Origin of the sequence: Natronococcus sp. (assembly GCF_047921035.1) — an archaeon.
In the GTDB taxonomy this organism is placed as follows: Archaea; Halobacteriota; Halobacteria; order Halobacteriales; family Natrialbaceae; genus Natronococcus.
This window is the reverse complement of the sequence record NZ_JBLRWX010000273.1, coordinates 1-516: the sequence shown is the minus strand read 5'-3', so window position 1 is coordinate 516 and position 516 is coordinate 1. Positions and strand designations below refer to the sequence as shown.

The window sequence follows — 516 nt, the reverse complement described above, 5'->3', positions numbered from 1 at the left end:
ACCGTTGAAAGGACCGTGTGGAGACAGCGGTCCTTTCAACGGTCTCTCTCGCAGGCCCTCTCGCTGATCCCTCCCTCTTGGAGCCACTGGGCGACCGAGCTCTTCCTCGTCGCCGAAGGGTCCGTTTCGAAGGAGGATTGTGGGGACGGGGTGGGGGTGGATTCCGGTCCTTCCACCTCGACCCGCAGAGGATCGGTTCCGACACGTGCGACGAGGGATCGTTTCGACGACGACGACGACGACGACGACGATGAAGACGACAAGGAACGTCAATGGCGACGTTTGGTGGAAGCGATGGCGAAGCGATGGCCCATGGCGACGTACTGGACGTTGGTCCACGTCGTGGTGGAACTCGCAGGTCGAAAGGAAGGCAAGGCGTCCGCCGTAGACGCCAGGAAAGTCAAGTGGCTGGTGCAACGTGCACCGTTGGGCAGACGACGTGCAGACGCGTTGCTGCGTCGCGTGGTGCAGGAAAGGATCCTTTGCGATTCCAAAGCATCCGAAGACGCGAACGAC

Annotated in this window: 1 protein-coding gene; it reads left to right on the top strand. The window is 61.4% G+C overall.

Annotation, left to right across the window (positions count from 1 at the left end):
• Positions 1–150: 150 nt before the first annotated feature.
• Positions 151–516: hypothetical protein (locus ACNA7R_RS20665; protein ID WP_416285401.1), on the top strand; the 366-nt coding region annotated here is incomplete at its 3' end.